At 48.2% G+C, this 17278-nt stretch carries 19 protein-coding genes; 5 read left to right on the forward strand and 14 right to left on the reverse strand.

Annotation, left to right across the window (positions count from 1 at the left end; genetic code table 11):
• The first annotated feature begins 63 nt into the window (after positions 1–63).
• The 3 genes from J2S00_RS15570 (at position 64) to J2S00_RS15580 (ending at position 1720) form a co-directional block, all read left to right on the forward strand.
• Positions 64–537 (forward strand): hypothetical protein, encoded by a 474-nt coding sequence (locus J2S00_RS15570; RefSeq protein WP_307341852.1) that lies wholly within the window; start codon positions 64–66, stop codon positions 535–537.
• Complete coding sequence (locus J2S00_RS15575) at positions 515–718, forward strand: hypothetical protein (RefSeq protein WP_307341854.1); 204 nt, start codon at positions 515–517, stop codon at positions 716–718. The genes J2S00_RS15570 and J2S00_RS15575 overlap by 23 nt, the downstream gene beginning before the upstream one ends.
• 78 nt (positions 719–796) lie before the next feature.
• Positions 797–1720, forward strand: a complete 924-nt coding sequence (locus J2S00_RS15580; protein ID WP_307341857.1) for a hypothetical protein — start codon at positions 797–799, stop codon at positions 1718–1720.
• On the opposite strand, the gene J2S00_RS15585 is transcribed toward J2S00_RS15580, so the two are convergent.
• From J2S00_RS15585 to J2S00_RS15645, 13 genes are all read right to left on the reverse strand, one after another.
• Positions 1691–3373, reverse strand: coding sequence for a rhomboid family protein (locus tag J2S00_RS15585; RefSeq protein WP_307341860.1), 1683 nt, complete (start codon positions 3371–3373; stop codon positions 1691–1693). The two genes, J2S00_RS15580 and J2S00_RS15585, sit on opposite strands and share 30 nt — an antisense overlap.
• 98 nt (positions 3374–3471) lie before the next feature.
• Positions 3472–4209 (reverse strand): HAD family hydrolase, encoded by a 738-nt coding sequence (locus J2S00_RS15590; RefSeq protein ID WP_307341863.1) that lies wholly within the window; start codon positions 4207–4209, stop codon positions 3472–3474.
• A gap of 142 nt (positions 4210–4351) precedes the next feature.
• Positions 4352–4579 (reverse strand): hypothetical protein, encoded by a 228-nt coding sequence (locus J2S00_RS15595; RefSeq protein ID WP_307341866.1) that lies wholly within the window; start codon positions 4577–4579, stop codon positions 4352–4354.
• A 98-nt stretch (positions 4580–4677) separates the two neighbouring features.
• Positions 4678–5076 carry a Spx/MgsR family RNA polymerase-binding regulatory protein gene (locus J2S00_RS15600; protein ID WP_307341869.1) on the reverse strand — a complete coding sequence of 133 codons (399 nt, stop codon included), beginning with the start codon at positions 5074–5076 and terminating at the stop codon, positions 4678–4680.
• A gap of 199 nt (positions 5077–5275) precedes the next feature.
• Entirely contained in the window at positions 5276–6304 is a 1029-nt protein-coding gene (locus J2S00_RS15605) for a ThiF family adenylyltransferase (RefSeq protein WP_307341872.1), read from the reverse strand.
• Positions 6305–6327: 23 nt separating this feature from the next.
• Entirely contained in the window at positions 6328–6567 is a 240-nt protein-coding gene (gene moaD / locus J2S00_RS15610) for a molybdopterin converting factor subunit 1 (RefSeq protein ID WP_307341875.1), read from the reverse strand.
• Positions 6560–7039: a molybdenum cofactor biosynthesis protein MoaE gene (locus J2S00_RS15615; RefSeq protein WP_307341878.1), complete on the reverse strand. Its 480-nt coding sequence runs from the start codon at positions 7037–7039 to the stop codon at positions 6560–6562. Before J2S00_RS15615 ends, moaD begins: the two co-directional genes overlap by 8 nt.
• Entirely contained in the window at positions 7020–8288 is a 1269-nt protein-coding gene (locus J2S00_RS15620) for a molybdopterin molybdotransferase MoeA (RefSeq protein WP_307341880.1), read from the reverse strand. Before J2S00_RS15620 ends, J2S00_RS15615 begins: the two co-directional genes overlap by 20 nt.
• 31 nt (positions 8289–8319) lie before the next feature.
• Positions 8320–8952 carry a 5-formyltetrahydrofolate cyclo-ligase gene (locus J2S00_RS15625; protein ID WP_307341883.1) on the reverse strand — a complete coding sequence of 211 codons (633 nt, stop codon included), beginning with the start codon at positions 8950–8952 and terminating at the stop codon, positions 8320–8322.
• A gap of 219 nt (positions 8953–9171) precedes the next feature.
• On the reverse strand, positions 9172–10239 hold the full coding sequence (locus J2S00_RS15630; protein WP_307341888.1) for an AI-2E family transporter: 1068 nt from the start codon (positions 10237–10239) through the stop codon (positions 9172–9174).
• Between the two features lie 51 nt (positions 10240–10290).
• Positions 10291–11319: a GTP 3',8-cyclase MoaA gene (gene moaA, locus J2S00_RS15635; protein WP_307341891.1), complete on the reverse strand. Its 1029-nt coding sequence runs from the start codon at positions 11317–11319 to the stop codon at positions 10291–10293.
• Positions 11320–11392: 73 nt separating this feature from the next.
• On the reverse strand, positions 11393–13300 hold the full coding sequence (locus J2S00_RS15640; RefSeq protein ID WP_307342016.1) for a molybdopterin biosynthesis protein: 1908 nt from the start codon (positions 13298–13300) through the stop codon (positions 11393–11395).
• Between the two features lie 51 nt (positions 13301–13351).
• A complete protein-coding gene (locus J2S00_RS15645) occupies positions 13352–14584 on the reverse strand; it encodes a molybdopterin molybdotransferase MoeA (RefSeq protein ID WP_307341894.1) in 1233 nt (410 codons plus the stop codon).
• Between the two features lie 123 nt (positions 14585–14707).
• Between J2S00_RS15645 and J2S00_RS15650 the strand changes: the two genes are divergently transcribed.
• Positions 14708–14983 carry a ubiquitin-like small modifier protein 1 gene (locus J2S00_RS15650; RefSeq protein WP_307341897.1) on the forward strand — a complete coding sequence of 92 codons (276 nt, stop codon included), beginning with the start codon at positions 14708–14710 and terminating at the stop codon, positions 14981–14983.
• A 4-nt stretch (positions 14984–14987) separates the two neighbouring features.
• A complete protein-coding gene (locus J2S00_RS15655) occupies positions 14988–15281 on the forward strand; it encodes a MoaD-like domain-containing protein (protein ID WP_307341900.1) in 294 nt (97 codons plus the stop codon).
• A gap of 100 nt (positions 15282–15381) precedes the next feature.
• On the opposite strand, the gene J2S00_RS15660 is transcribed toward J2S00_RS15655, so the two are convergent.
• Positions 15382–17202: an aldehyde ferredoxin oxidoreductase family protein gene (locus J2S00_RS15660; protein WP_307341902.1), complete on the reverse strand. Its 1821-nt coding sequence runs from the start codon at positions 17200–17202 to the stop codon at positions 15382–15384.
• Positions 17203–17278 lie beyond the last annotated feature (76 nt).

A 17278-nucleotide genomic window follows, 5' to 3' on the forward strand; every position in this document is an offset into this window, starting at 1 on the left:
AGGCAACGGACAGCGGAGCATGATAAAATAAGCATAAAATGGGCAGAAGGAGGATATCGGCCTGTGGTCTATTTATGGTTTTTAACAACATTTATTGCTTTAGTGCTTACCATTATGCTGGTCAATAAAGCAAGCAGGCACTTTTCTTGGCACTACATACCCTGGATTTTAGCTTTTTCCTTTTTCTCCTTTAGCGCATTTGCTAGCTGGACGGCCCATTTAACAGGTTGGACCCCCTGGCTGTACAAAGGATGGTATGTGGTCGGCGCTGTACTGGTGGCTTTGATGGGCCTGGGGCAAATGCTGTTTCTGAAGCTAAATAAATCGGCGCTCCTGTTTAGCGTATACATTGGACTGTGTTTCATCTGGTTTGTCTGGTCCATTCTCTCCTCTCCAGTTGATCATCAGCTGCTTGCCACGCAAGCGGAAATTGGGGGAGCCGCCTTACCCGCTGAGGTGCGGCTATTCTCACCTTTGAACCATCCCTGGCAGCCTGGCTTTAATCGGTGGAGCCTTGTACAGCGCCATTCGCCATAAGAGCAAAACAGGATGGCTGATTGGTGCAGGAGCTCTGGTTTTGGCCAGCGGAGGGACACTTGTCCGTTTTGATATGCATTTGGCGCTGCCTGTGGCTAATTTGCTCGGCATTTTCATGATTTTTCTAGGTACCAACACTACCGTGGTCGTCTCCCGTTCCGTCTCTGTTTCCAATGCTTAACCCCTTGTTATGATAATCCCTGATTCTGTACAAGCTAAGGAAAAAGGAGTTATTGCATCTGCAGGAAGGAGTCGTCCCATGAAAACAAAAGCGGCGTTCTTCGTCTTCCTCCTCGTCATCCTTGTACCGAGTCAGGGGCTTTTTCTCTCCTACTCTCCTGTTAACATGTTCACCACCCAAGCCAAAACAAAACAGGAATTTCCGGCTCATCCAATCAGTCAAGAGATCCGGTTTGTCGAACACCAGAACACATTCTCCATGCAAAAAGTGAAAAAGGAACATTACACTCTGCGGTTAATGGTTCAGGCCAAGACCAACATGCATGTTGACCGGCTCCAAGACCTGACCCTCCTGTTTATCAATGGCACGCTTACTGACTTTTTCGTCAACAACGTGCAAAAAAAAGATACGTTGGAAACAACCCATGAGCTAGGCGGAAGTCAATCCGTCAAATACGAAGTAATCACCTACCATTACGCAGAGCACAATCAGAACGGGGAAGAGGTTAGCCAGAACGCCATAAGTTATGATCAGGTCTATCTTTTAAGCTCGGCCCTCTCCACACCATCGTTGTTCCGGGAACCAACAACTAATACTCAAAAGCAGTGGCAAAGGATTTTGGATCATGCGATTAAGCAACAGAAAAAATATGAACAAAAACAGTTGCTTGAAAAATTCAAATTAAATGAGCATGATTATTTGATCTACACCCTTGATGAGCTGGCTGTCTACACCAATGACCATTTGCCCACTTTCTCGGCCCACCAGACAAAAGAGGTGCTTGGCCAGATATGGAAGCACCTCTACATGCATTATGTACTGGGTCATGTTCAAGACAAACGGTACCCTATCGATACAAGGGGAAGCCATATGCCGCTCGTGGCCATTGCCCGTGATCACTCCCATTTCCACCTGTTATTTCGGACCCGCGGCGGTGATGAACACAAAATAACGCAGCCCTTAATGTCACAATTACGCACTCATGCTGCTGACATAAGATGAGCCGTCCTGTTCCCGCAAAATTTGCTCATACAACTCCTCCAGCTTTTCATCCCTGATCCCCCGTTGATAGGCCCGCTCAATCACCTCAACGGCGAAGGCGTACTCATTCTGTTCTTTATATACCAATGCCAAGTTATAGTAAGCTTCCATCATATCTGGATCACGGGAGATGGCTTCCTGTAAATTGACTCGTCCTTCATCATATTTTTCCAGCATCAGCTGGGCATAAGAGAGGTGAAAATATAGTTCGGCCTGATCAGCCCCCTTGTCCTTGGCCAGCAGCAATGTTTCCTCTGCTTTCTCATACTGCTCTTGATAATTATAAATTGCCCCCAGTTGAACATACACTTCAGGGCGGTTCAGACCCATCTCCATGGCACGCTCAATGTGGAATAAAGCGTCCTCTACCTTTTCTTCATTAAGGAGCACTTCCGCTTGAACCAAATGATACATAGGCGAATCCAAAGGCTGGTTGAAGCCAACGTTAAGCAGGACAAACAAGGCCAGACCTGAGGCAAGAGCAGTGACAGCCCGTTCCCGCCAATGTCTCTCCCCGGGAAGATTCACCATGGCTGCCGCCAAGAAACCGCCCACCAAGCCCCCAATGTGACCGTAGTTATCAATCATGGGGATGACAAACCCGATGGCCAGGTTAAAGATTAAAATAAAAATAATATCCATCCCGATCGTACGGAAAAATAAGTCGCGCCGTTTGAGCCCGAAGTACAAAAGCGCGCCGAAACAGCCAAAAATGGCACCCGAAGCGCCGGCAGCCAAGTTTGGGGTAAAGGCAAAGCTGGCTGCCGTTCCGGAAATACCGGCAAACAAATAAATCCACAAGAAGCGGGGCGTGCCAAAGATACGCTCGACGGCCCCTCCCAAAAAGTACAGTGCCAGGCTGTTAAACATCAGATGCCAGATGCCAATATGTAAAAACATGGGTGTCACCAGACGCCAATACTCCCCCTCAATAATCAAGGGATTCCATTTTGCCCCATAAGTGATTAATGTTTGGGGATCCGTGCTGGAGCCAACCCATTCCAAAAACATAAACATGCCGATATTAACGATTAAAAACAACATGGTCAAGTAAGGCTTACCGTATCGGAAAACCCGGTTGAACGCCTCTTCCTGCCTTTTCTCTTCCGCCTTGATCATGTCTTGTAACTCAAGTGCGGTGTGAAACTGAGCCAGGCGATTGATCTTGGGTAAAAGGGCTTCTGTTTCAATATTTACCTCTGTTAAGTCAAGACCTTCTGCCCTTAGCTCAGGATAAGGCCAGCCCTCTTCCTGAACATGGATAAATTGGACCGACAGCCGGCTGCGTTTATCATCCACACTGTTCATGTCCTGAATATGCTCTGGCAAGAGCAGCTTTTGGCCATGGGGAAATACATACAAGGCGGTCACCTGTAATGAGCGTGCCCGCAGCCGCTTGCGAAACAAAGGAATGTGGTCAGCCAGCTGGCGCAAGTCGCGGCTCAAGTCGGACGGACCGCTGGTATCGACAGCCTGAATACGAAGCAATTGGTAGTCCCGTGCCTTATTACGCACCAGCCAGTATTCAGGCAAAGGTTGATTAAAAAAATCGGTAAAACGGTACTGTTTCCCAGGAAAAGGGTTCTCCAGTTTTTGAAAATTGTGATTACACATGAGGACTAATGTCAGTCCATAGAGCCAACGATCTCGAAGGTCTATATTCACGCCATGTTCCCTTCTTTCCCACTTATCATTGTTTGGCGCCAGCCAGACTAGCGCAGGAGCTCCTGAATGAACTGGTAAAACTGATATAAATGCTGAAACTCAGCCAGGGGCTGATGAGATGTGGTCCGTGGTCTGTTTTGTGTGTTAAGATACACCGCTTGCCACCCCGCTTCCAGGGCACCAATAACATCATGCTCCCAGGTATCGCCAATAAACAGGGCGGCTTCAGCAGGACAGCAGGTTCCTCGTACAAGTTTGAAAAAAGCGGGGTCTGGTTTGGCTAACCCAATTTCCTCTGATATGTATATGTGTTGATCAGGAATATAACGCTCCAAACCTAACTTAAGACACTTTTTGCGCTGGATATGGGCATGCCCATTGGTAATAATCCCCAGTTCAAAGCGATGATCTGCTAATAATTGTAACAATGGATATAGCCCCGGAAAAGGCTGGACATAACCAAGGACACGATCGTAAGCACTAGCGTGAAACTGATCAGCTTCCTCCGGGGTGCACGGAAGGTGAAAGTGACGCATGGTTTCCATATAGCGCTTGCGCCGGTAATCCCTCTGACTTATATGTTTGTTCTGATAATCTTCCCAGTAGACGTCACTGAAATATTTGAACACTTCAAACCAGTCGTCCAAAGGCACATCAGGGACTGAGAGATGGGCTTCTTTCCAGTGATCAACCAGTTCCAGATAAGTATCTCTGATGGCATGCTGAAAAGCATATTCGTAGCTAAACAATGTGTTGTCCAGGTCAAAATAAATTTTTTGCCACATGCCCCATTCCCCTTTATCCACACTATGGTTATTATAGCAGCAATAAAAAAGCAAAACAAAAGGAACCTGCTCTCACATGCCACATGGAAAGCAGGGCCCTCCTCTTACTTGCAGAGAAACGTGCTGTGAGCATGGTAAAGGGTTAGTGAAGTTTAGGATGACTTTTAGAGGCCAAGGCGGATGGCAGCAATCTGTCTCTGATAAACGGCACGGAGAGCAGTGTGTTCAAAGCAAAGGACATCATCACCTTATTGCGAAGCAGACGAGTTAACATGAAGCGCCGCAAACCCGGAACTAGAAAAACGGTCAACCCCAATATCACCATGATCAACAGTTTTAGCTTTGATTGATCGGTCTGTTTGTCATGCAAATGGGACCCTCCCTCTTCCTGATTTTTTATATAGTCTCCCCAGCTAAACCCAAAATATTTTTGGTCTATATGAATAAAACTCGCCGTTCGGCGAGCCTCTAGGAACAGACCACGGGCTTAAGATTCTCTTTGGCCTGTTTCAGTTTGAACTTTTTGATAAATCCGGTATACTCTTCTTTATTATAGCCCACAATCAATTGCTCATCTGTGATCAATAAAGGCCGTCGTAAAATCCCGGGGTGTTGAACGGCCAAATTAATCCATTCATTGAGAGACAAGTCATCCAGTTCAAAGGGGAGGTTCTTCACATCCTGACTTCGCTTCGATGTAATTTCTGTTGTGCCATTGGTTGTATATGTCAAGATGTGTAACAACTCTTCCTTGGTCAGGGGGTCCGTACTCATATTTTTTTCTGCAAACGGAATTTGATGCTCATTTAACATGTCACGTGCTTTACGGCAGGATGTGCAACTGGAAAATGTGTAAAGTTGGATCACCGTTCCACCTTCTTTATCCTAAAATAATATGGATTGGCACTAACTTTTATTTATTATTGTATCATAGAATATTAGTTAAAAATAGAACAGATTTATGAATGTTGTCAAATTTTAACGCTCAGTCTAAACAAAAAAACTCTCGGGTCAAAAATATGTGCCCGAGAGAAATAATGCATATCCAGTTACGCCAAATCTATGGTTACATGCCAATATATCTGGCATAAACGGCTTTGGCTCGGTTTACATCCTCCGTGCCTTGCACGAGTACACGCCCATCAGTGAATAACACCAGGCGCAATCCATCTACTTCTGCCCGTAACAGGAACGGGGTTAATTGCACTGTGCCCACTCGCTCCAAACGCTTTTTCCACTCGGTTAAGTCCCACTCACGCTTGGTGGCAGGCGTGATTTGTACCGTATCCCGGCCGCAGAGGGATGTCATTTGACGTTCCCCTTTAATCTCTAGGGCTGGATATTCTTTCTTCTGACAGGTCTGGCAAGCCGTTTTGGGCTGGTTCAATTTGATTTCATGGCTAAAGCCATGCCACAGATCAAAGCTGAGCAAAGTGGTGCGCAAGGCTTCTTTTTTACCCACCAGGATTTTAAGAGCTTCTGTCGCTTGATAGGAAGCAATGATATCGACGACCGGCGCAAGCACACCGCTGGTGTCGCATGTCTCACCAGTGCCTTCTCCTTCATTGATCAGACATCTCAAGCAAGGGGTTTGGCCGGGAATAAACGTGGCTTGCATGCCCCGTGCCGCCACCACACCACCGTACACATAAGGAATGCCGTGTTTAAAGGCGTAATCATTGATTAAAAAGCGGGTTTGGAAATTGTCTGTGCCATCTAGAATTAGATCCACCTGGCCGGCCACCTCGTCAATATTGGCCGCCGTTAAATCTCCTACAATCCCTTCAATGTGAATCTCTGAATTAATATGTTTCAGTTTCCGCTCGGCAGCGACCGCCTTGGGCAGACTTTCCTGTGCATCCTGCTCATCAAACAACATTTGGCGCTGCAGGTTGCTTGGCTCCACAAAATCCCGGTCAATAAAGCGCACATGCCCAACTCCGGCCCGGACCATATGGTTGGCTAAAACGGTGCCCAAGGCACCCATGCCCACAATGAGCACCCGGCTTTCTCCCAAGCGCCTTTGACCTTCTTCTCCAATGGGAGCAAACAAAACTTGCCGTGAATATCTGGATTGCTTCAGCTCTTCCTTCATGTTCAACGCCTCCGTGTTTGCCATTAGCCTCCGCTGACGGGGGGAATGACGGCGACCTGGTCACCATCGTTCACAACAGCCGAATCATCCGCAAACTCCTCATTAACCGCAATCATGGCCAGCTGTATGTCAGCAGCCAGCTCGGGGTAGGTGTCAGCCAGCCATTGTTTTAATTCTCCTACGGTAATCCTTGTTTGTTCACAAGTAATCGTCTCCCGGCCCGCTTTTTCCCTGATGCCGGCAAATAATAGAACATTAATCATCGTCCAATCCCTCCGGTTTCCCGCTAGGATAGGCCACTCTTTCCAGCTGGTCTCCAATCCAGGCTTCCCCATCTTCCCAAAACTCTTTCTTCCAGATGGGGACAATCTCCTTAATGCGCTCGATGGCATAGCGGGAGGCCTCGTATGAATCGGCTCTGTGCGGGGTGGAGACCGCAATGACCACAGCGATATCCGAGATTTCCAGACGGCCGATCCGATGGGTGATGGCCACGCGGGCCTCCGGCCAACGCTGTATAATTTCCTGTCCAATTTTGTACAGCTGCTTTTCCGCCATGGACACATAGGCTTCATATTCCAGGTACAATGTTTTACGTCCCTTGGTGATCTCCCTGACCGTACCAATAAACGTATTAATGGCCCCGGCATGGGGATGGATCACTTTTGAGACTACTTTTTCAACAGAAATGGGCGCCCGCACTACTTTAAAATGGTCATAGACGAGCTGACTCATTGTGCATCCCCTCCTCTTCCAACCACATGACCTGCACCTGCTCCCCACGGTTCAATCTCTTCCCTCCTGGAATGACAAGCATGCTGTTTGCCTCAAGCAATCCGGAAATAATCCCAGATTTGTCCAGACCTACAGGTTGAACCACTGCTTTTCCGTTGTGGAATTCTGTTCGGGCCCGCATCAAACGGGTAAATGAGTTTGTTGTCGTGATATCAACATCCAAGGTGGCCGAGATGCGGGGCAAATGCAACGCTTGTGCCCCTAAAACCCGCTTTAGGACTGGGCGGACAAACAGTTCAACACCGACAAAACAAGCAGCTGGATTACCTGACAGACCAAAAATCCATTTCTCCCCTTTTTTGGCCACCGTGGTCACGCTTCCGGGCCGCATAGCAACCTTATTAAACAGCAGATCGGCGTTCAGGCGTTCAATCAAAGATTGAACAAAATCGTAGTCTCCCACCGCGGCCCCTCCGGTGGTAATGACAAAATCCACTTCCTCCAGCGCTTTGGTCACAGCATGGTAGCATGCTTCAAAATGATCTGCTAAAATGCCCAGCGTTTTGGGCACTGCCCCCAAACGTCTCAGCTGGCTTTCCACCATATATGAGTTACTATTGCGAATCTTACCCGGGACAAGTGGTGCATCGACAGGTAAAAGTTCTGAACCTGTAGCCAGTACCGCAACCACCGGCTGCTGGTAAACCTTCACACGGTGATAACCGAAAGTGGCCAATACCGCTTTCTCTCCCGGCCCAATACGCCGTCCGGACCGGGCCAAAACAGTCCCTTCTGCCATATCTTCTCCCCTGTGAGAAATATGGGTGCCAGGTGCAACTGGCGTGGTCACTTCGATGTATGGGCCTTGATCATCCTTGTCTTCCCGCACATCCTCCAACATCAACACCGCATCAGCCCCAGGGGGAATGGCAGCCCCCGTCATGATCCGCATAGCCGTACCGGGCTGGAGCCGGCCCTTGGCCTGCTCTCCAGCAGCAATCGTTTCAGTTACCCTTAAGGTTTGCGGGGCATCTGGATGAGCTTGTGCCGTATCGCTAGCCCTGACTGCAAATCCGTCATACATGGAACGGTCAAACATAGGTACAGGATGATCTGCGATGATATCCTCGGCCAAATAACGGAAATCAGCCTTTTCCAATAATATCGTTTCTGTATCACCCAGTGTAGAGCTGGCCACAACACGTTCAATGGCCTCATCAATCGTGATCGGTTTGCGTACACTTTTCATGAATACTTCTCCTCCACAGTTTCCACTATGTTTATGGTACATGATCCCCTTCCCCTTGACAAACAATCTGTTCTTCTTCTGTCACAATCATGTGCACAGGCTGGTCAAAAGTTTCTCTGGGCAAGGGAAAAGGAAGCACTTGAAACTGAAAAGCGAGGCTGACCCTGCTAATATCCGCAGGCAAAACTCCCAGCAAGCGGTCATAATAGCCGCCCCCATAGCCGATCCGGTACCCCTGCTTGTCAAAAGCAAGCCCAGGTACAATCAGACACTGTAAGTGCGCAAAGTCCAGAGCTGCACATCGCTTTGGATCCGGTTCGGGAATGCCGTAATAAACCACTTCCAGATCATGAAACGAATCCACCCTATAGAAAGTTAACTTCCGTGTGCGGGGATTACACTTGGGAAGATAGATGGCCTTGCCCTGCCGCCAGCCTTCCTCTATCAGAGGCACGGTGTCCACTTCTTTGTTCACCGAATGATAAACGGCCACATGCTGGGCTTGTTGCCATACTGCATGATTGATTAATCGTTCTCTGATCCGGGCTGATCTTATTTTCCATTCCTGATCGGTCAACTGGTCTTTTAACACCGTGATACGCTGGCGAATCTCCCGTTTGGATAGATTGCTTACTTTACTGGTGTCTTCGTGGTGATCAGACAAAAGGTTTACCTCCTTTTTTCCCCAATCAGACTTTCCCACCCCAGCAGTCACAAACTCAAGCTGAAGTCCATATACTGCAATTAAGTTAAAGCTTTGGTTCCGGTTTAACAACGCAAGTCCAGATCCGCTTCAGAGTGGGCATTATCGCCGCACCAACCCCAGAAAAAAAGGCACAACGGCTTGAACAAAAAAGAGAGTGGTGCGTCCACTCTCTTTTTCCTATTTGTTGGACAGGCGCAACTGATACAAGCGGTACATATGTTTCACGATCACTTTGGATACAGCGTAAATGGGGACGGCCAAAATCAAACCAATGATCCCGGCCAGACTGCCTGCCACCAACAATAACAAGATGATCGTCAGCGGATGAACGTCCAGGACGCGTCCCATCACCTGCGGGGAGATAAAGTTAGATTCAATTTGCTGGGCAATGACCACCACGATAATCACCTTCAGCATCATCAATGGTGATTCGATCAAACCGACAATCATAGCCGGAAACGTGCCAATGAACGGACCAACAAAGGGAATCACATTGGTGAACATGGCCACCAAGGCCAAAATCAAGGAGTATTCGAGGCCAATGACCAAATAGCCGATATAAACCATGATGCCGACGCATGAACTGACAATCACCTGTCCCAAGACATAGGTGCTTAAAGCTTTGTTCATACCAGAAAGAATCGTTTGGGCCTCACCCCGTTTACTTTCCGGCAGAAGCCTTATAATCCCCTCGGGAAAACGGTGTCCGTCTTTAAGCATATAAAACAAGATAAACGGAACGATGACCAATGTAAGAATAAAACTGGTGATCCCACCGATAATATTAGTCAAGTTTTGCCCAATCGCACTCATCAGCTGCTGAATATAAACTGTGGCCTGCTCAATCCAGTCATTCACAAAATCAGGAAAACTGGCCTGGTTGGCCTGAAAGTAGAGCCATTGCCGCCACAAAAGCTCGGCGATGCGGGGGGCAGTTTCAATCAGGCGGTTCATTTGGTGCTGGATAACAGGCCCCACAGCCACACTTAACCCCACCAGCGCCCCAGCTAAGGCGATATACATCAGCAGAATGGCCAGCACACGGTTAATGCGGTGTTCAACCATAAAATCGATTATCGGTTTCAGCACATAAAATAAAACACCGGCCAGCAAAAACGGCATCAGCAAGGTCTGAAAAGCAACCTTAATGGGGGTAAAAATAAATGAAACCTGACTGGCCAGCCAAATACTGGCCAGAACTAAGATGACGCCATAACAAAAAGTGAAAAATTTATGTTTTGGCATCTCTCCACTCCTCTGTGCTGTCATAAGTTTGTTTTAAAATATATGTTTATCTTAACCGCCGATGTGATACATTTCCACCTTTTTACGCTTCAAGGCATTCGTGTTCTGAAGGCGCTCTTCCGAGTAGCGGTCCTTCCGCTTGTGCCACACATCAACAATACGCTTCTTCAGCTGTTCATCAGTTTCACCCTGGCGTAATGGGGTGCGCAAGTCGGTGCCTGCTGTGGCAAACAGGCAGGTATACAAGGCGCCTTCTGCTGACAGCCGGGCCCGTGTACAGGTGGAACAAAAGGCTTCGGTCACTGAAGAAATAAAGCCGATTTCTGTATCTGTTCCTTTATAACGGTACCGTGAGGCCACCTCTCCATAGTAATTGGGATCAACGGGTTCGATAGGCATCTCGGTATTAATCATCTTGACGATCTCCCGGCTGGGGACTACATGCTCCAGCCGCCAACCGTTGGAGTTGCCCACATCCATAAATTCAATAAAACGCAAAATATGGCCTTTTTCTCGAAAGTAGCGAGCCATGGGCAGAATATCCTGATCATTGACCCCTCTCTGCACGACCATATTAATTTTAATGCCCAAGCCAGCCTCCTCAGCTGCTTCTATCCCTTTCAACACATCACGCACCTTAAATCCGCGGCCGTTGATTTTCCCGAAACGTTCATCGTCCAAGCTGTCCAAGCTGACGGTCACTCTGTTTAATCCTGCTGCTTTAAGTTGAGTGGCAAATTTGGGCAACAAGGAACCGTTGGTGGTTAGGGCAATATCTTCAATGCCCTCTAACTTTCTGATCATGCCGATTAAGGTGGGGAGCTCCCTTCTCAGCAATGGTTCTCCACCAGTAATACGAATCTTTTTGACACCTAAAGAGGCAAAAATACGCACCAGGCGGGTCATTTCTTCAAACGTCAACAGCTTTTCCTGTGGGAGAAACGGATAATCTGGACCAAAAATTTCCTCTGGCATACAATATCTGCACCGGAAATTACATTTGTCAGTCACTGAAATACGTAAGTCTCTTAATGGCCGTTTTAGCCGGTCCAACACATGTTCAGGGCCTTTCCCCGTCATTGTTAACACTCTCCCACCTTGATAATCTTATTATTTAAGCATACCAAACATGATCTGTTTTCGAAAGGGTTGGCTATAAAAGGGGAATTAATTGACCAATATCTTTAACTTTATAACCGCCCAATTGCTCGATTTGGATCTTAAACGCCTCAGAAACCATGACGTCCAATAACAGTTGTCCTCCTTCACTTTCGTAAAACTCACGGGACATCAGCAAGTCGTAAGATTCATCAGCTACTGGAACAAAATCCAAGTCCAATGCTTTGGCAGCTGAGTAGATACCCAATCCCACATCAGCCGTTCCTTCCTTGACCGCAGCTGCTACATTAAGATGGGAGAACATTTCACGCCCGTAGCCACGCACATCATCAGAAGACAAATCATGCTCTGCCAGGAGTGCATCAAACAGAATTCTGGTTCCCGCTCCCCTTTGCCGGTTCACGTAAAGCAGGTTTTGTTCAACAATATCACGGACAGAGTGGATATGATGGGGATTGCCTTTGGGTACGATCCACCCTTGCTCACGCTGCAAAAAGCGAACCAGTACCACATCCTGATCTTTTAGATAACGTCTGACAAATGGGACGTTGTACATACCGCTCTGTTCATCCAGGAGATGAATACCTGCCACATGGGCTTCCCCTTTCTTAATGGCCATCAACCCGGCCATGCTGCCAGTATGAGAGGAGATAATTTGCCTGTCCTGATCACGTTCCTTAATTAACGAAGATAACAAATCAATAGACAAATCATGACTGCCACTAAACAAAATCGATTTGCGGATGGTTTCCACAGGCTTGTAAAGTTCCAAGGTCACTTTTTCTCCCTGTTCATAGCCCAGGCTTTCAGAAGGAATTATCAGCAAACCGTCCGCTCGGACCAGAGACATGGTCACCCCCGCAGCCCTTGTCAGGGGGTTGGCAATATATTTGCCATTCACGTAGCCGATGTTCATACGGACAAAGTCTTCTGAACCCATAGTGGACACAAGACGTCTGCCCAAGGTAACGTCCAGTTTTGCCCTACTGGGGACAGTCAAACCTAAGTACTGACAAATGAGCGGTTGGACAAACCATTCCAACGTCAGGTAAGCAGAAACTGGATAGCCAGGCAAACCGATCACAGGGGTATCTCCTACTTTGCCTAGCACCACAGGCTTGCCAGGTCGGGTGGCCACACCATGCGTGAATACCTCACCCAGCTCAGAGATGAGATGCACGGTATAATCTTCAGAACCTGCTGAAGATCCGGCATTAAGTACAACAATATCGGATGTTTCTGCACATTCCAAAATAGCAGCCTTGATCTGTTCCGGATCATCTTTGACAATCCCATAATAGCGGGGTGAACCTCCCCATTGTTCGATATAGCCGGCGAAAACGGTGCCATTAAACTCAATGATTTGGCCTGGTGTCACATCAACGGTTGGCTGAACCAGTTCACTTCCCGTGGGAATAATGGAAACCACAGGTTTTTTGACCACAGGTACAGAAAGGATGCCGCCAGCCAACAATGCCCCTTGATCAACAGGACGGATCACGTGACCCTGCGGCAGCAGCATCTCCCCGCTGACCACATCTTCCCCAACAGGACGGATATGTTGCCAGGGCGTGGCTGGTTCGATAATTTCGACCCTGCCCTCAGCCAGCTCCCGGACGTGTTCAATCATAATCACGGCATTATAACCTGCTGGAATTGGATCACCAGTGTCCACATACTCAAATGATTCTCCCTGAACCAACTGCTTGGGGCGTTGTTCATGGGCACCGAATGTCTCTTCAGCCCTGACCGCAATGCCATCCATGGCTGAAGCATGATAATGGGGCATGGACAAGTGGGCATAGATGGGCTCAGCTGTCACTCTGCCTAATGCCTTGATGGTCGGTACCCATTCCACTTCCCGCGGGGTCCTAAAATGATGAAGTAGCTGCCTGAGTGCCTCTTTTCTGGGCACATCTTCTAAATATATAGTCCGTTCCATTTTGTTGCTGCTCACCGTTTTCCCCTCCTTGCTTTGTTGTTAACCGGTCCGTTAGCGCAATAACAAAACCGGAACCCATTCCCCTTGCCGTACACCTTCTTTAACTGAAGCAATTTCAACTACACCGTCACTGGCAACCAGGGTGGAAATCAGGCCTGATTTACCCAACACAGGCTCAGCCCACCATTCCCCTTCCCGCTCAACCAGACGAACACGAATGTAATCGGAACGCCCTGGGCTGGAGGCAATATTTTGGGTGATGCGGGCTTCAATCCGACGGGGGATGTTGTGCTCTGTTTCACCTTGTAATCGGCCCATAGCTGTCTGCCCGAATAAAAGAAAAATCAACATCGCCGAGGCCGGATGTCCCGGTAATCCCAGCACAGGCTTGTTGCCAGCCATACTGAAAATCGTAGGTTTTCCCGGTTTAATGGATACACCGTGCACCAACACACCGGGGTCACCCAGGGATTGGATCACTTCAGTGGTGTAATCTTTTGCTCCCACAGAACTGCCACCGGAAAGGACCAGAAAATCCACCTGTTCAAATAAGCGTTGTGCTGTCCATTTAAATGTCTCATACTCATCAGGTACAATGCCTCCTAAAATAACCTCCCCGCCCCACTCTTCTACTAGGGCAGCAATGGTCAGCTGGTTGATATCCCTCACTTGTCCCACTTGCAATCTCTTTGTTTGGAAAGGGACAATTTCATCTCCCGAGGATAAATACCCAACCCGTATCGGACGGTAGACAGTCACTTCCGTGATCCCCAGTGAAGCGAGGGCACCCAGTTCTTGAGCCCGCAAACGGGTACCTTTAGCCAGCAGTTTATCCCCTTGGCGGATATCTTCACCCTTTTGAATCACATTTTCCATGGGCGCAACTTGCCGGTATGTATTTAACAGACCATCCATATTTTCACAGTATTCCACCATAATGACACTGTCACTTCCAGGCGGAAGCATTCCTCCCGTAGGAATAGCCATCGCTTGCCCGCCTTGCAGGCGTTGCGTGACCTCTTCTCCCATCTCAATCTCCCCGACGACCTCCAAAAATTGGGGGGTTGATTCACTAGAGCCGTATGTGTCCTGTGCTTTTACTGCATAGCCATCCACAGTGGAACGGTCAAAACCAGGGACATCTTCTGGAGCAATAATATCTTCCGCCAAAACATGACCCCTAGCCTCCGGAAGGGGCAGGGTTACTGTTGCATTGATCGGAGCGACGTGTTGCTTGATAATGGCCAAGGTTTCTTCTACCGATTTCACATTGTAAAATTGCATCGTGATCCCCCCTGGTTCTAACTTCGATAATGAGACAGACAATTCCTTCTTGTCTTCTCCCTTTTCTTCATCAATAATAATAACAAAGGATGATGATGCCCCTGCACAGTGAGGTGAAAACAAATGAAGATTAAAGTATTTGCCAACTTTCGGGACATTTGCGGAGGAAAAAGTGTAACCATAAACCTTTCCCCGCCGCAAACGGTTGAGTCTGTTCTAGATGCCCTGATTGCCCAGTTTCCGGCCATGCAAGAGGAGTTGTTCACGGAACACAAAACACTTAAGCCTTTGGTCCATGTCTTTGTCAACGGCCAAAATATTATCCATCTCAACGGGCTTGAGACAAAAGTAGCTGCCAACGATGAAATTGCCCTGTTTCCTCCTGTTGCCGGAGGGTAAACCTATGCACCATGAACAGGCGATGCATACAGAGCAACTGGAGATAAGAGGTGTTAACCGGCGGGATATCCTGCGTTATCTGTCCGAGCTGGGCGGTCAAATCTGTACGGAGTCTCTTGCTTCCACAACCGTTTTCCAGCATCCAAACTGGGAATGTCATGTGTCTCGAGAAGAGTTCTTCATTTTTCTGCAATCTCAGGTGCCCAAAGTCCACGTCCGGTTTTTATCCTCAAATCAGCACAAATTGGAAGAGATTGTTGAAGCATTCCGCTTGAAAACATTTCGTGCTGGCGGATGATCCGATCTCTTGGACGGTGCTTCCTCCTGCCAACCGTTTTCCACGCTCAGGGGGTGGTGAAAGCCCTCTGCCAGTACCCGGCAGAGGGCTTTTATGCGGCCTAAGCACCAACCGCTTCATTAATGCCCAGCTCTTGCAGTTTTTCCTTGGTGACCACACCTTTTTCCCAGCCGCGCACCTGATAGTATTCATTCAGCATCACATCCAAATGGCTGACAGCTCCTTTGGAGCCTCCTCCGGCTGGTTCCTGCAAAAAGCGTTTCGGCAAGAAATCGTCTTCATAACCAAACCCGGCCAAATTGTTAAAATAACGCTCCAGATTGTAAACCCGTTCCCCAATTCTCATGATATCCTCGCCATTCAAATCAATACCGACCACAGCCGTATATTGTTGGGCATATAAGTCCGCATTCTCAGAGAAAGCGGAGAACTTGCATAAATCAAGTGAGTCAGAGAAAGCATGGAGATCCTGGAAGATTTTCAGCAGTTCACCTTTCCCCTCCGGCTTTAAGCGGTCCGTCGGTTCGGGAATGCCGGCAATTTCACTGGCTACCGTGTATCCGCGCAAATGACAGGCTCCGCGGTTGCTGGTGGCATAACCCAGACCAATACCTTGGATACCCCGGGGATCATATGCTGGAATAGCCTGGTTTTTGACAACCATGGCAATATCGGGATCCCCGAAGTGCTTCGCTGCCCGTGCTGTACCGTTAGCCAACACATCCCCAAAACCTTCCCGGCGGGCAAGCTTTTCAGTCAAGGCAATCATGGTGTCCACATCCCCCCAGAGGATAGGCTCCTGATGCAATCCTTTCTCATAAGCCTCCATGGCTGTGGACAACGTATTGCCCAGTTCAATGGTATCCAGGCCATATTCATTACAGAGGTCGATCAGATAAGCTACCGCTTCTTTGTTTGACGTGCCGCAATTAGGTCCCAAAGCCCAAGCAGATTCGTATTCAAAGCTTTCCACTCTTGTTTTATATGGCCCTTCTTTGACTTCCACTTCGATCTTACAGGCCACAGGACAGGCATGACAGGTGGGATCACTGACTAAGAGCTCATTGCGAACCGTCTCCCCGCTGATCTCATCGGCTGTTTCAAAATAGGTTTCCTTTGAGTTCTTAGCAGGAAGTGCCCCTACTTCATTAATAATATTCATTAATACGTTCGTTCCATAAACGGACAATCCGCCCTTTTTGGGGGCTGTTAAGGCGCCCTCCATAATGGCTGCCAGCCCTGCTTTGACCGCTTGGGAATATTCATCAGGCCGTGCTGGTTCGGGCATATTACCTTTTTGAGCTGCTTTGATGACGATCGCTTTGAGGTTTTTGGAGCCGGCGACTGCTCCTGTGCCTCCCCGTCCGGCAGACCGGTCATCTTCATTAATAAAATTGGCAAACAGCACCTGGTTTTCTCCAGCCTGACCGATGGCCATCACCGAGACATCTTTGCCATATTGATCACGCATATATTGGACTGTCGCCCGTGTGCCCTGTCCCCACAAATGGGAAGCATCTCTCAATTCCGCTTGGCCATTTTCCACATACAGATAAACAGGCTTGTCACTCTTTCCTGTGAAAATGAGGTTATCAAACCCAGCCCATTTTAACCTGGCCGCCGTCCATCCCCCCATATGTGAGTCTGTCACTGTCCCTGTCAAGGGTGAGCGGGTCACAACACATAAACGTCCGCTCATATTGATTCTGGTTCCGGTCAAAGGCCCTGTCATCACACATAACATGTTATCCGGTGAGAGCGGGTCTACTTTGTAAATCTGGTGGTCAAAAAGATATTTTACCCCCAGCCCCCGGGCTCCCACGTACTTCAGCAGATCTTCTTCCTTAGGCTTCCGGTACTCCACAGTACCTGCAGTCAAATCGACCCACGCTTCCTTATGGCGGTAACCTCCTAATGTCACTTTTAATCAACCTCCTTTTTAAAGTGTGCTGAACAGAGCCACAAGCCCCTGTTCATCATTGATATTCGACATGCAA

The organism is Caldalkalibacillus uzonensis (genome assembly GCF_030814135.1).
Classification (GTDB): Bacteria; Bacillota; Bacilli; order Caldalkalibacillales; family Caldalkalibacillaceae; genus Caldalkalibacillus; species Caldalkalibacillus uzonensis.

Bases quoted from the DNA above. Each gene is read 5' to 3' on its own strand.
- J2S00_RS15640 (WP_307342016.1), bottom strand. From the start codon at position 13,300: ATGGAACGGACTATATATTTAGAAGATGTGCCCAGAAAAGAGGCACTC.
- J2S00_RS15590 (WP_307341863.1), bottom strand. From the start codon at position 4,209: ATGTGGCAAAAAATTTATTTTGACCTGGACAACACATTGTTTAGCTAC.
- moaD (WP_307341875.1), bottom strand. From the start codon at position 6,567: ATGATTAATGTTCTATTATTTGCCGGCATCAGGGAAAAAGCGGGCCGG.
- J2S00_RS15615 (WP_307341878.1), bottom strand. From the start codon at position 7,039: ATGAGTCAGCTCGTCTATGACCATTTTAAAGTAGTGCGGGCGCCCATT.
- J2S00_RS15580 (WP_307341857.1), top strand. From the start codon at position 797: ATGAAAACAAAAGCGGCGTTCTTCGTCTTCCTCCTCGTCATCCTTGTA.
- J2S00_RS15655 (WP_307341900.1), top strand. From the start codon at position 14,988: ATGCACCATGAACAGGCGATGCATACAGAGCAACTGGAGATAAGAGGT.
- J2S00_RS15620 (WP_307341880.1), bottom strand. From the start codon at position 8,288: ATGAAAAGTGTACGCAAACCGATCACGATTGATGAGGCCATTGAACGT.
- J2S00_RS15585 (WP_307341860.1), bottom strand. From the start codon at position 3,373: ATGTGTAATCACAATTTTCAAAAACTGGAGAACCCTTTTCCTGGGAAA.
- J2S00_RS15650 (WP_307341897.1), top strand. From the start codon at position 14,708: ATGAAGATTAAAGTATTTGCCAACTTTCGGGACATTTGCGGAGGAAAA.
- moaA (WP_307341891.1), bottom strand. From the start codon at position 11,319: ATGACGGGGAAAGGCCCTGAACATGTGTTGGACCGGCTAAAACGGCCA.
- J2S00_RS15630 (WP_307341888.1), bottom strand. From the start codon at position 10,239: ATGCCAAAACATAAATTTTTCACTTTTTGTTATGGCGTCATCTTAGTT.
- J2S00_RS15605 (WP_307341872.1), bottom strand. From the start codon at position 6,304: ATGAAGGAAGAGCTGAAGCAATCCAGATATTCACGGCAAGTTTTGTTT.
- J2S00_RS15645 (WP_307341894.1), bottom strand. From the start codon at position 14,584: ATGCAATTTTACAATGTGAAATCGGTAGAAGAAACCTTGGCCATTATC.